Genomic DNA, 13,008 nt, shown 5'->3' with positions numbered 1-13,008 from the left:
CTCCGTTTTTCTAACGTTCGTTCTTATCCACGATCTTATCTATTAAGCCATACTCAAGGGCCTCTTGAGGCGACATAAAATAGTCGCGGTCCATGTCGCGCCGTACCTTATCGGTCGGCTGATGGGTATGCCGAGCGAGTATTTCGGTCAGCACATCTTGCATACGTACCATCTCGCGCAGGCGAATCTCGGCGTCCTGCACGGGCCCCTCATATCCGCCGGCCACCGAGTGAATCATAATTCGAGAGTTGGGGAGCGCATAGCGCTTTCCGGCGGTACCACCGGCCAACAAAACGGCCGCCATGGAGGCCGCCATCCCCACGCAGATCGTGGCGACATCGCATTTCAGCATCTGCATGATGTCGTACATGGCCAGTCCAGCCGAGACGCTTCCGCCAGGGCTGTTGATATACAGCTCGATGTCGGCATCGGGGTCTTCACGCTCCAGGAAAAGCAGCTCGGCGATAACGAGGTTGGCGAGGTGGTCGGTTATCGGCTCTCCCACAAACACGATGCGGTCGCGAAGCAGGCGCGAGTAGAGATCGTAGGCGCGTTCTCCTCGGGCGCTCTGCTCGACCACCATGGGAATCACGTTTTGCGGTGTCTCAATTTTCCGTTCCATTATTCACCCCCCTCTACGGTAGCGATCTCCTCCTCCGACGACTCCTCTTCGGGCAGATCGGACACCTCTACCTCTTGCACGGTGTTGTTTGCAAACAGAAAGTCATGGAGACGCTGTCGCACCAGCGCATCGGCCAGCTCCAAGCGTTTCCGCGGATTTTGCCGAAACTCCCCATACTGTTCTTCCGTAATTTGACCTTTTTCTAACATATCATCGAAAGCCGCATCAATCTCCTCCTGATCAACCTGCAGGCCCTCCTGAGTAGCGATGGCGCGCAACACGAGGAAGGCTGCGATACGATAGGCGGACTGTTCCGCCAGTGCTCTCTGATGTTCCTCGGCGGTTTTGCCGATAGCGGCCAGATACTGCTCATACGAGAGGTTGCGCCGTTGCAGTTCACGCGCCAGCGATTCGAGGCGCGATTCCATCTCTTCCTTCACGAGGATCTCCGAGAAGTTCACGGTGGAGTTTTTCACGATCTCGGCGATGAGCCGTTGCTCGGCAAGCTCATTACCCAGTCGTTCAAAGTAATCTTGCAGCTCCTCGCGTATCCGCTGACGCATCGTTTCAACGTTTTCATAGCCCAGCTCTTTGGCGAAGGCGTCGTTGACCTCCGGCAGTTTGCGCACGTTGATTCCGATCAACTTCACGGTGTAGGTGGCCTGTTTTCCGCGCTTGGCCTCCTCGGGGTAGTCGTCGGGGTAAGGCAGAGTGAAGGTACGCTCCTCACCGATCTGCATGCCCAACAAGGCCTCATCAAAGCCGGGGATGTTGTTTCCGAGAAAGATAAGCCGACGTCGTGCCGGCCCCTTGTCCTCCTCTTCACCCTCTTCTTGAACGCGCATCTCTACGCTCAACACGTCGCCCGGCTCTACCCCTCTGTCGGTCACTCGTTCGAGGCGCTCGTAAGGCTTGCGGCGCCGCTCTATCTCCTGCTCCACCAGCTCGTCGGTTACCACCCGCTTGGGCTTCTCCACGGTCAGGCCTGTATAAGCTCCCAGAGTGACCTCCGGCTCCAGCGGCACGATCAACTTATAGGTATACGGCTTTTTGTTTTCGATGTCGGGGGCATCAATTTCGGGGTTGTAGCCGCTCATCACCTCCAGAGACTCTTGCTCAAGCGCTTTGGAGCCGGTTTCGGCGATAAGCTTTTCCAAAACCCGTCGTCGTACCCTTTCGGGGTCTACGTAACGCTCTAAAAGGGCGAGAGGCGCCTTACCTGGTCGAAACCCTGGCACGTTGACGTACCGATTGAACTCCTTATAAACGTTCTCGAAGGTGCGGCTTACCTGCTCCTCATCCACGGTGATCTCAACCGTAGCCGTACGTGGTGTCGCTTGTTCGACTTTTACCTGCATAACAAATGGTGCTTCCTTATAGGTCTCTTATAGTGTCAACTTAGCGAGGGTAGAATACAACATCCTTTAGTGCCGAGTCAAGCTTTTTCGTGGACGCTCCCCCAATCGCACGGGTTCTTCGCCTCGGTAGATCTAGCCCAGATTGGCAAGAGCGCCCTCGAAATCGGCCATGGTGAGCGCACGGGGGGTATCTTGCCCTTGATCAGCAATACGTATTAGGGCCAGCAGCCCCGCCTCGTTCACAAGAGCGCGAATGTCGGCCCCGCTATAGCCGTCGGTTCTACGGGCGAGCTCATCAATATCTACATCGGGCGCTAAATTGGCGTTGCGGGTACACAGCGCGAACAGCTGCCGACGCGCCTCAAAGTCCGGCAAAGGAATCTCGATCTCCCGCGAAAGGCGGCCTCCTCGCCGCACGGCCGGGTCGAGCATATCGGGGCGGTTGGTAGCGCCAATAATGAAGACACGGCTGTTGGGCGTTAGCCCATCCATCTCCTGCAGAAACTGGTTCACCACTTTGTCGGAATGGATGGCCACCCCGCCCTGGCGTATGGGCAGCAGCGCATCTATCTCGTCAATAAAGATGATGGCGGGCGGGTTCGCGCGTGCGCGAGCAAACAGCTCCTGAACCCTTTTCTCGCTCTCTCCCACATACATCTGGTTGATGTCGGCCGGCGTAATGGCGTAGAAGTGGCATTTGGCCTCGTTGGCCAACACGCGCGCGATGGTGGTTTTTCCGGTGCCAGGCGGGCCTTTGAGAAGGATGCCCGTGGGTGGTTGCACCCCTAGCTCCCGTGCAAGCTCCGGCTGCTCCAGCATGAGCTGCATCTGGCGCAGCTCACGTTTGGTGCGCGGGTTCAACACCAGATCGTCCCATGTAAGCGCGCTCTGCTGGGGAAGATCGGATTCGGTAGTCGTGTAGCGGCGGTTGGAGAGAGCGTTCAGCGAGGCGGCAAAGTTACGATAGTTCGCATTGGAGGGATCCAACTGAACCGCCGCACGGGCGGCCTGCTCGGCCTCATCACGACGATCGAGCGCATGAAACACACGAGCTAAATAGTGGTAGGCTCGGGCATGCTTCGGATCGCGCTCCACCACCGATTCCAAATAGTAGGCTGCATCCTCCAGAGTCTGTCGCCAAGCCCGATAGCGCCTACGGCCATCGCGAACCGTCTGATCGAACCCAAGGAGCTGCGCCCCGTAGAGCAGAGCCATGTCGGCTAAAGTCGGCCTATCGGTATCGGCCAAATTCCATAAAGCCCATCCAAGACGAAACCGCGCCTCCGTGTTCTCTGGATCGAGCGCCACGGCCTTTCGGAAGGCCTCTACAGCGCGCCCCCACTCCGCCATGCGTGCATAGCGGATTCCTCTTGCAAGCGCCTCTTCAAGAGTCTCAACCCCCTGTTCGGGCATAATGGATACCTAATTTCAATGACAAAGCTATTTATATTCTACCAGATCCGCCCGAGAAGCTGCCGAAACCCTCAGGCACCTCCCCTCAAGCCTCAGATGCCTTCCACCTCCCCCCTCTGCCCATGGCCAGCGGGCTTGCCTTTCGCCCTCATCCACCAACGTCTCTCATCGTGCCGCTAAACGCACACCCTGGCTCACACCAGTAACCTCCAGAGCCGTTTTGGTGGCCTCTACCAGACGAGTGTTTTCATGCCCTAGCCTCTCCACTCGGTTTCCTTGCAGGTGCACCCCCTTACATTCCGTCAGGTAGATGAGCGCTTTAGGATCAAGCCAGTTAGCCCCACGGTTTGAGGGATGCTGCTGCGCATCGCGAAAAACGTTGTTACGGATATCCACATTCTCCGCAGAGGTCACCAAGAGGTTCACCCCATCACAACTCTCTATGGTATTGCCATCAATCTGAATGTCCTGGTGCCCATAGCCGGGCACGAAGCCGTGGTCGTTCGATGCCATTACCGAAATGGCGCCCGCTTGGTCGGTTCCCTGCCAAGTGACGTAGCCCACATGACGAATGTGGTTGTTGCGCACGACCACATGATGGCTATAGTCGGCCTCGTTCCACCACAGCTCCGGCGCGATCACGATGCCCGCAATGGTGCTGCCATCAATCGTGTTGTTCTCAACCAGCCCATCATCGGCCTTTAGCAACAGGCCGCGTGCGCGGTTATTGCGAATGATATTATTACGTAGCACATACCCGCTTCCATCCTCATCGGGATCGCTCACGAGGCCCTCAAAAGGCGCGGACAGATCGTGATTGAGGGTGAGGGACACAAAAACATACCCCTCTTTAAAGGCCTTTTGATCGGTTTGGCGTTGCGGCTGATAGTTAGAGAGAACTTCAACTCCATTTAGCTTGGCCTCACCTAAAGGCACGAGATCTTTGGTATAGACCCGCACGCGATCGCCTACTTGAAAGAAGTTGCCCCAAGGAACCCGCACGATGAGATGGTTGCCATTGGATTCTTGCACCATAGCGTAGCGGCCATGTATCGCGATTCCGTCATCGGGCATCCCCTGCAGAAGGCATCCCTCAACCGTTGGGCCGTGCCGAATACCGCTGGAGTGAAAGGCATCCGCCCCGGCCGCCATCAACGGCCTGCGCGTGGCCCCAGGCGGGGGCGGTGGATAGAGAATGGAGTAGTTATAGAAGTTACCTCCCTCTCCGCCCCCCTCATGCACGACCCATCCAGTCGGGCCTACAAAGGTGAGGCCTACAACCCTTATGCCGGCACAATCGCTTACTTCCAGATCGGTGGAGAGGTAGTTTCGGTAGGTTACGAGATCGCCGACGGCCATGGTGTGGTCAGCACCAAAGCTGCCGTGGAACCGGAATTTGTTAGGCCCTAGCCGCTCCACCCGGCTAATGGAAACATCGTAAGCGCCCGGCTTCCACTGGAGAGTTTTTGGGTCGAAGAAATAGGCGGTAGGATGAGGGTCAAAATCTGCCGGGTTGTCGAGGTCCGTGGGATAGCCCTTATCTACGACAATGTCAAACCACTCTCTGTGAGGGTCTATGGCCACAATGGCGCCCTGAGTGCGCACGGTGGTCGCCAAGCGAACGGTAAAACCGCGCAAGGTCACGTGAGTGCAGTGATCGAGGTGGATTCCGCCTTGGCGCGGATTCAGCCGCACTAGGGTCACCCCACGACCATCCACCTCGAAGTCCCTCATGTTCACCAAGCGCAGCGCAAAATCGTTGTTCGGGCCTTCGATGGGATAAGTTCCTGGCACGATGCGCACCCCGCGATAGCCCTCCTTATAGGCACTCTCTATTGCCTGCTGCAGCGCCTCCGGCGCGTTGGGCGGCAGGTGCACCGTCAAAATAGAGGCCTGTCGGCGGGCACCGTAGAGGTAGACCTGTGCCTCCGTTGAAAGCAAGCCGAAACTTCCTCCTGCTAGCATCCCGCCGACGCCGAGCCATAGGAATATACGTCGTAGGTGTCTTTTCATAATCATCTATGATTCTTGTTGCTCCGATGTCGCTCGCAGCTCTTGGAGCACCTCTTTATAGGTGTTAAAGGCCTCTGCGCCAAAGCAGCAGAAGATCACCTTTTCCGGTAGCGGCTTGTGTTGCAGAAAGTCGGCCACCTCTTTTAGGGCAATGCGTGTGGCGCGCTCCAAGGGAAAGCGATAGGCGCCTGTGCTGATCGCCGGAAAGGCGATGGTGCGTACGCCGTGCTCTTTCGCGAGGCGGAGGCTATGACGATAGCAGCTCGCCAGCAGGGCATCCTCCCCCCGATCGCCGCCGTACCATACCGGCCCCACCGCATGGATCACATAGCGCGCCGGCAAGCGATACCCTTTCGTAATGCGAGCCTCCCCTGTGGGGCATCCCCCCAGAGTTCGGCACTCCTCGAGAAGCTCCGGGCCAGCGGCACGGTGAATGGCGCCATCCACGCCACCACCTCCCAGCAGCGTAGTGTTGGCCGCATTCACGATGGCATCCACCTGCAAACGGGTAATATCGCCTTCTACAATCTCCATTCTATCAAAGGGAGTTGTAGACATAGACCGCCTCTCCTTCTTTTCTCGGTTCAAGGGCTTCCCCTCAAGAAGCCCTGTGTTTGTATTCTTTCATCAGAGAGTGGTAGAATTCCTACGTAGATTCAACAGTGTCGCATTGAATTTTCCTTTAAGGCGCCTGCTGATCAAAGAGTTCTGAGGAGGCCTTCATGAAAAATAGCTTTAACGCCCGCACCACACTGCGTGTGGGCGACAGAACCTACACCTACTACCGTCTTGAAACCCTTGCACAGCACGGTATTGACCTTACCAAACTCCCCTACTCTCTGAAAATCCTTTTAGAGAACTTGCTACGCCATGAGGATGGCATTACGGTAACTGCGGAAGACATCCTTGCCCTGGCACGCTGGCGCCCCGATGCGGTGCCCGAAAGGGAGATCGCCTTTCGCCCCGCCCGAGTCCTATTGCAGGATTTCACAGGGGTACCCTGCCTGGTAGACTTGGCCTCGATGCGAGAGGCCATGGCCCGTTTTGGAGGGGATCCCTCAAAGGTTAACCCACTGCTGCCTGTGGAGTTGGTTATTGACCACTCGGTGCAGGTGGACTATTTTGGCAGAAAAGACGCGCTGCCCTTGAACGTCGCCAAGGAGTTCGAGCGCAACCGAGAGCGCTATGCGTTCCTGAAGTGGGGTCAATCGGCCTTTCAAAACTTCAAGGTCGTTCCTCCAAGCACCGGCATCGTGCACCAGGTTAATTTGGAGTATTTGGCGCGCGTGGTTTTTGCCGATGCCCGTCCGGACGGCACCGTGATGGCCTACCCCGACACGCTGGTCGGCACCGACTCGCATACCACCATGATCAACGGGCTCGGGGTGCTGGGCTGGGGCGTGGGCGGAATCGAGGCGGAGGCAGCGATGTTAGGGCAACCGGTCTCCATGCTGATTCCGCAGGTGGTGGGTTTCCGCCTGGTTAACGCCCTGCCGGAAGGCGCTACCGCCACCGATCTCGTGTTGACCGTTACGGAGATGCTACGCAAAAAGGGAGTGGTGGGCAAATTTGTGGAGTTTTACGGCCCGGGCCTGGCCTCGCTTCCCCTTGCAGACCGCGCAACGGTTGGCAACATGGCGCCGGAATACGGGGCCACCTGCGGCATCTTCCCTATAGACAAGGAATCGCTTCGCTACCTTCGCATGTCAGGGCGTTCCGAAGAGCAGATCGCTCTGGTAGAGGCCTACATGAAGGAGCAGGGACTTTTCCACAGCTTCGACGCGCCCGAAGCCCTCTACTCCGAGACCTTAGAGCTCGATCTCAACACGGTGGAACCTTCCATTGCCGGCCCACGCCGTCCGCAAGATCGCATCCCCCTTTCCAATGCAAAAAAGGCCTGGGAGCAGGCTCTCCCCTCGCTATTAGGGCCTGGCACCGCCTCCAACGGAGCGACGGCGCTGGCCACCCGTGTGAAGGTGGAGACGGACAAGGCCACCTACGAGCTGAGCCATGGCTCCGTAGTTATTGCTGCCATCACAAGCTGCACCAACACCTCCAACCCCTCCGTGATGATCGCCGCTGGCCTTTTGGCAAAAAAGGCCGTGGAGCTGGGCCTAGAGTCTAAGCCTTGGGTCAAAACCTCTTTGGCGCCGGGCAGCCGTGTGGTCACCCGTTATCTAGAGCAGGCAGGCCTGCTGCCCTATCTCGAGCAGCTTCGTTTCGCTACGGTAGGTTACGGTTGCACCACCTGCATTGGCAACTCCGGGCCGCTGCTGCCCGAGGTAAGTCGTGCTATTGAGGAAGGCAAACTGGTGGTCTGTTCGGTGCTTTCGGGAAATCGCAACTTTGAGGGACGTATTCAGCCTGAAGTGCGTGCGAACTACCTGATGTCGCCTCCACTGGTTGTGGCCTACGCGCTGGCTGGACATATGGATTTCGATCCATACAACGACCCACTAGGCGAGGATAAGGAGGGCAATCCAGTCTTCTTGCGCCATATCTGGCCGACACAGCAGGAGGTGGCTGAAACGATAGAGAAGGCGGTGCGAGCCGAGATGTTCCGAGAAAACTACGCCGATGTTTTCAAAGGGGATGAGAACTGGAACCGAATCGATTCGCCACGCGGCGCCCTCTTCTCTTGGGATCCGAACTCCACCTACATCAAGAACCCACCCTACTTCGACAACATGCCGCGCGAGGCACCGGAAACGGTGGAGGATATCCGCGGTGCGAGAGTTCTGGCGATGTTTGGGGATAGCATCACAACCGATCACATCTCCCCAGCTGGCTCCATTAAACCCACCTCTCCCGCGGGGCGCTATTTGATTGAACGCGGGGTAGACCCGGCCGATTTCAACTCTTATGGGGCGCGCCGCGGTCATGATGAGGTCATGGTGCGGGGAACTTTTGCGAACGTACGCATCAAAAATCTCTTGGTGCCTGGCACCGAGGGAGGCGTTACCATCTACTTCCCCACCGGTGAGGTGATGACCATCTACGACGCGGCTATGCGCTATAAGCAGGATGGCACGCCACTCATTGTGCTTGCCGGTAAAGAGTATGGCTCTGGGTCGAGCCGCGACTGGGCCGCCAAAGGCCCCTATCTTCAAGGCGTTCGCGCCGTGTTGGCCGAGAGCTTCGAGCGCATCCATCGCTCCAACCTCGTGGGCATGGGTATTCTTCCCATCCAGTATCGCCAAGACGAGAGCGCAGCGAGCTTAGGGCTCACGGGTCGAGAGCACTACGATATTTTGGGTTTGCGTGAAGCCATTGCTACCGGCTTCGCCCATGGCCGAGAGCTCACTGTACGGGCTACCGCAGAGGATGGAGGCCATAAAGAGTTTCGGGTGATTGCCCGCATAGACACGCCTCAGGAGGTGCAATACTACCGACATGGCGGCATCCTCCAATATGTGCTGAGGCAGCTGCTCGAAACCGCTTAGAACGCGAGGATTCGCCGCGGAGATAGACGGCCATCCACATGCCCGCTAGCCTATTTAGGAATGGGCTAGCGGGTTAGCTTCTAGTGTTGTCCCCACGGTGTGGACACGGATAAGGTTGGTAGTGCCGGGGCGATTTACGGGCACACCGGCCGTCAACACCACCGTATCGCCAGGACGCACCAGCTGCAATCGCTGAGCCACATCCAGCGTTTCACGCATCATGGAGTCGGTGTCTTTTACCGCCTCGACAAGGCAGGGTTGCACCCCCCATACCATGGCAAGAGCGTGATAGGTTGCGCGGCTCGGAGTGGCCCCAAGAATACGGACGGGAGGCCGATGCGAGGCCACCAGGCGAGCGGTTCGGCCGGTGGAGGTAGCACAGAGGATGGCTTTGGCGCCAATTTCACAGGCGATCTGGGCGGCCGCATGGCCGACGGCCTCGGTGAGTTGGTGCGGAGGCGCCAAGCGCTCCGCATAGCTGCGATTGCGGAAAAAGGCCTTTTCGGTTGTCAGCGCAATACGTGCCATGGTGCGCACGGCCTCCACAGGATAGGCTCCAGAGGCCGTCTCGGCCGAAAGCATAACGGCGTCGGTGCCGTCGAGGATCGCATTGGCCACGTCGGCGGCTTCAGCACGCGTTGGGCGCGGACACTGTATCATCGATTCGAGCATCTGGGTGGCCGTGACCACCGGTTTTGCCGCTCGGTTACAGGCGCGAATGAGCTGTTTTTGCACGATGGGCACCTCGTCAAAGCGCATCTCCACCCCGAGGTCGCCTCGCGCTACCATCACCCCATCCACAACCTTTAAGATGGCCTCAAAATGGTGAACCGCCTCGACCTTCTCTATTTTGGCCATCACGGGCACCCGCACTCCCAGCTGCTGCATGGTGGAGAAGATGGGTTGAAGGTCTTCTGCATGGCGCACAAAAGAGACAGCCACCCAATCCACCCCCTGACTTAGGCCAAAACGCAGGTCATCGAGATCGCGCGCAGTGAGAGCGGGAATAGAGAACGGAGTGCCCGGCGCCGCGACCCCTTTACGCGAAAGCAGCTTTCCTCCGGAGAGGCATTGCGCCCAAACAATGGGGGCTGGCGCCTCCCTTGTGGGCTCGGTGCGCAGAACCCGCAGAAGGATTTTTCCATCATCGAGCAGCAGCTTGCGTCCCGGCTGAAGCGCCGCCAGCAGCTCCGGCACCGGCAGCGGCAGGAGAAGCTTGTCGGAGGGGCTTGCAGGAGGTTCCAGGACATCATGCGCAATGAAGCCCACCACCTGACCTCTTTTCAGCGACACACCGTCGGCTCCAAGGTCACCTAGCCGAAGTTTTGGCCCGCAGAGGTCTTGCAGAAGGGCGAGAGGTTTGCCCACTTTTTGCGAGATTTCGCGCAGGTCGGCGATCACCTGCGCGTGCCAGGCATGGTCACCGTGGGAAAAGTTAAGACGGGCAACATCCATGCCAGCTTGCAACATACGCTCTAGCGTTTTACGATGACAGCTACTTGGCCCGATGGTGCAAACAATTTTTGTTTTTCGCAATGTCATGCCAAATTTGCTTTCGGAGCGTTTCTTTGCTTCCTTATGGTTTCTAAGTTATCAGATACTTTACCCCCTTTTCAGCCCCATTGCAAATTTCCAGTAGCTCGCACGGCCCTCTTTGGCACATCGGGCCGCAGCGTAAACGCCTGTTTGGCTCCTGAGAGATCGTTTCCAACAAGCCGCACGCGCGCGGTCTGAGGCCCCGATAGCGCTAGAAAGGTTTGTACGCCTTGCGGTACCGTGCATCCATGGATGAAGACGCCTTGCGCATCGTTTAGCAGCACCAATGGTATTTCGGTGGAGGGTGCCGAAGCCTGCAAACCGTTCAGCGTGAGGTGCTTCACGTCGTCACAAACCAGGGCGGGTCGCTCATCCCGAACCTTGGTTACAACCTCTATTTGTGAGAGCCGCAAATCGTCCACATGGCGACAGTATAAGCCGTAGGCGGGCAACCTTCCAAACATGCGCGCCTCAGGGTAGGCTTTTGGCTGCTCTGGCACCGTGCGCTCAACCCAATCGGCCTTGCCTCCCTCCACGGTCTCGATGAAGATATTCTCTAGCTGCACCTCTTGTACTCGATGGCTCGGTAGCCCTGTAACGGAAGAGGTTAGCAGAGAACCGGTGGCATAAATTTGGCTGATTCGGACGCCTCGAAGCGAGGTGGGCGTGGTCGGGCTCTCTGTTCGTGTGCCGAGGCGTACAAAAAGAGGGGTACGCACGTTGCGCATCGCAATATTCGAGATAACGATGCCCTCCACCGATCCCCCATCCACCATCTCGATGGCGATACCGGCAATCACCCGTGCATTGATGGGGTCGGCATCCGCATTGTAGATCACCGAGTTGGTGAACGTGATGTCTCGAAAGGCGCCATGGGTCGCTGTGCCCATCTTAAAACCGTTACAGCAGGTGGTAAGCACACAGTTGGTGATCGTGATGTTTTCGTTGGCTTGCACCGGACCACCGTAAGGGTTCTCGCTTTTAAGGCAGATGGCATCGTCGCCGGTGGCGATGTCGCAGTCGGAAATAAAGACGTTGTGGCAACAGGTGATGTCCATTCCATCGGTGTTGGGGCCGTAGACGGGGTTACGCACGCGGATGCCCCGAATGGTAACCGATTCGCAGAGAATGGGGCGTAGCGTCCATCCTGGCGAGTTAGCAAGCAGCACGCCTTCTATATGGACGTTTCGGCAGCGAACAAACTCCAACATTGGGGAGGGACGTATCTGCTTCCCACCTTGGCGAATGGGCCGATAGTCGTAGGCGATCACATCGCGCCAAAGGTCTTCTGGGCGAGGAGGCGGACGATGGGTAGGCTGCCAAAAGGTCGGGCCTTGCCCATCCACCGTTCCTAAACCGCAGATGGCGATGTTTTCGGCGTTCTCGGCAAAGAGGAGATGGCGCGTGTTGGCATCGCCACCGGCTGCCGGACCAGGATGGTCTTCATAATCTGCGGGGTCGGTGCTGCCCAACAGGGTAGCACCGGCATCAAGATAGAGACATGTGTTGCTCTTCAACACAAGGCCACCTGTGAGGTAGATGCCGGCGGGCACGTACACCGTTCCGCCACCGGCCGCCGAAGCCGTGTCTATTGCGCGCTGAAGGGCAGCGGTGTTCTTTGTCTTCCCATCTCCCACCGCGCCAAAACGGCGGACATCCAACCCTAGATCCTTTGCTACCGCTTCGGTTTGGCCTCCTCCCGTGAGGAAAAAGGCCCCCGAAAGGCCGAGCAGCTCACGTCGCTTCATGGTCTCGCTCCTCTATAGGAAAGGTCTCCCAGCCCCAACCCTGCAGGGCCTCCATCAGCGAATAGGCCGTCATATCGAGATGGATGGGGGTAATGGAGATGGCTCCGTGCTGAACCGCATAGACGTCCGAGCCAGGTTCAGGCTCTTCCGGTCGCACACTGCCCCCAAGCCAGTAGTAGGGTCGTCCATAGGGGTCTTCACGCACCGCGATGCGGTTGACATACTCCCTCCGCCCCTGCCGCGTGATCGCGATGGGAAGCTCCGATGCATCGGGTTTGTAGGGAATATTGATGTTGAGCAGCACATGGGGAGGAAGGCCATAGCGTTGAATACGCTCGGCCACCTGCCCAATGAAGGTCGCGATAGGCTCGAAAGAGATAGTGTTGGCGGCCACGTTTTCGGGCAGACAGAGGGAAACGGCAAGCGAGGGAATGCCGAGCACGGCCCCCTCACGAGCGCCAGCTACCGTACCGCTGTAGACCACATCCCAACCTAAATTGGCGCCCGCGTTGATTCCAGAGACCACGAGATCGCAGCGACCGCTCATAACAACCTCGTAGCCGAGGGCGACACAATCGGCGGGGGTACCGTTGCAGGCAAAGCCTTCTGCACCATCTGGAAAGGTGATAGCGGTAAGCCGAAGGGGCTTGTGAAGCGTTATCGAGTGCCCAACGGCACTTCGAGGGCGTTCGGGCGCAACAACAAAGACCTCCCCGATACGGCCGAGCGCACGACGGGCCGCATGGAGACCCGCGGCTTGCACGCCGTCATCATTTGTTAGCAGAATACGCAATTTGACTTTCTCAACAGGAGAGCTAAGCGGATATCAAAATGGATTATACCTGCTTCGAGCGCCCCCTAACCTCCGGAAAGAC

Annotated in this window: 9 protein-coding genes; 1 reads left to right on the top strand and 8 read right to left on the bottom strand. The window is 57.8% G+C overall.

What is annotated here, in order from left to right; translation table 11 throughout:
• Nucleotides 1–10: 10 nt before the first annotated feature.
• The 5 genes from CCALI_RS12600 to CCALI_RS12580 all read right to left on the bottom strand — a co-directional run bounded on the left by CCALI_RS12600 (nucleotide 11) and on the right by CCALI_RS12580 (nucleotide 5,964).
• Nucleotides 11–622, bottom strand: a complete 612-nt coding sequence (locus tag CCALI_RS12600; protein ID WP_016483856.1) for an ATP-dependent Clp protease proteolytic subunit — start codon at nucleotides 620–622, stop codon at nucleotides 11–13.
• Complete coding sequence (tig, locus tag CCALI_RS12595; protein ID WP_016483855.1) at nucleotides 622–1,980, bottom strand: trigger factor; 1,359 nt, start codon at nucleotides 1,978–1,980, stop codon at nucleotides 622–624. Before tig ends, CCALI_RS12600 begins: the two co-directional genes overlap by 1 nt.
• Before the next feature lie 132 nt (nucleotides 1,981–2,112).
• The gene (locus CCALI_RS15475; protein ID WP_016483854.1) at nucleotides 2,113–3,393 is read right to left on the bottom strand and encodes an AAA family ATPase; all 1,281 of its coding nucleotides are present in this window, start codon (nucleotides 3,391–3,393) and stop codon (nucleotides 2,113–2,115) included.
• Between the two features lie 165 nt (nucleotides 3,394–3,558).
• Nucleotides 3,559–5,334 carry a right-handed parallel beta-helix repeat-containing protein gene (locus CCALI_RS12585; RefSeq protein ID WP_172636655.1) on the bottom strand — a complete coding sequence of 592 codons (1,776 nt, stop codon included), beginning with the start codon at nucleotides 5,332–5,334 and terminating at the stop codon, nucleotides 3,559–3,561.
• 78 nt (nucleotides 5,335–5,412) lie between these two features.
• Nucleotides 5,413–5,964 (bottom strand): O-acetyl-ADP-ribose deacetylase, encoded by a 552-nt coding sequence (locus CCALI_RS12580; RefSeq protein ID WP_016483852.1) that lies wholly within the window; start codon nucleotides 5,962–5,964, stop codon nucleotides 5,413–5,415.
• A gap of 164 nt (nucleotides 5,965–6,128) precedes the next feature.
• On the opposite strand from CCALI_RS12580, the gene acnA reads away from it, so the two are divergent.
• Complete coding sequence (gene acnA, locus CCALI_RS12575) at nucleotides 6,129–8,849, top strand: aconitate hydratase AcnA (protein WP_016483851.1); 2,721 nt, start codon at nucleotides 6,129–6,131, stop codon at nucleotides 8,847–8,849.
• Between the two features lie 54 nt (nucleotides 8,850–8,903).
• On the opposite strand, the gene pyk is transcribed toward acnA, so the two are convergent.
• From pyk to surE, 3 genes are all read right to left on the bottom strand, one after another.
• A complete protein-coding gene (gene pyk / locus CCALI_RS12570) occupies nucleotides 8,904–10,391 on the bottom strand; it encodes a pyruvate kinase (RefSeq protein ID WP_016483850.1) in 1,488 nt (495 codons plus the stop codon).
• A gap of 71 nt (nucleotides 10,392–10,462) precedes the next feature.
• On the bottom strand, nucleotides 10,463–12,133 hold the full coding sequence (locus CCALI_RS12565) for a glycoside hydrolase family 28 protein (protein WP_016483849.1): 1,671 nt from the start codon (nucleotides 12,131–12,133) through the stop codon (nucleotides 10,463–10,465).
• Entirely contained in the window at nucleotides 12,120–12,926 is an 807-nt protein-coding gene (gene surE, locus CCALI_RS12560) for a 5'/3'-nucleotidase SurE (RefSeq protein WP_016483848.1), read from the bottom strand. The genes CCALI_RS12565 and surE overlap by 14 nt, the downstream gene beginning before the upstream one ends.
• Nucleotides 12,927–13,008: the final 82 nt, after the last annotated feature.

It is taken from the genome of Chthonomonas calidirosea T49 (assembly GCF_000427095.1).
In the GTDB taxonomy this organism is placed as follows: Bacteria; Armatimonadota; Chthonomonadetes; order Chthonomonadales; family Chthonomonadaceae; genus Chthonomonas; species Chthonomonas calidirosea.
The sequence above is the reverse complement of the archived record's forward strand: the minus strand, read 5'-3'. Positions and strand labels throughout refer to the sequence as shown.

What these genes read in the sequence shown, in the direction of transcription:
- tig (WP_016483855.1), bottom strand. Translation starts at nt 1,980, where the DNA reads ATGCAGGTAAAAGTCGAACAAGCGACACCACGTACGGCTACGGTTGAG.
- pyk (WP_016483850.1), bottom strand. Translation starts at nt 10,391, where the DNA reads ATGACATTGCGAAAAACAAAAATTGTTTGCACCATCGGGCCAAGTAGC.
- CCALI_RS12600 (WP_016483856.1), bottom strand. Translation starts at nt 622, where the DNA reads ATGGAACGGAAAATTGAGACACCGCAAAACGTGATTCCCATGGTGGTC.
- CCALI_RS12565 (WP_016483849.1), bottom strand. Translation starts at nt 12,133, where the DNA reads ATGAAGCGACGTGAGCTGCTCGGCCTTTCGGGGGCCTTTTTCCTCACG.
- CCALI_RS12580 (WP_016483852.1), bottom strand. Translation starts at nt 5,964, where the DNA reads ATGTCTACAACTCCCTTTGATAGAATGGAGATTGTAGAAGGCGATATT.
- CCALI_RS15475 (WP_016483854.1), bottom strand. Translation starts at nt 3,393, where the DNA reads ATGCCCGAACAGGGGGTTGAGACTCTTGAAGAGGCGCTTGCAAGAGGA.
- acnA (WP_016483851.1), top strand. Translation starts at nt 6,129, where the DNA reads ATGAAAAATAGCTTTAACGCCCGCACCACACTGCGTGTGGGCGACAGA.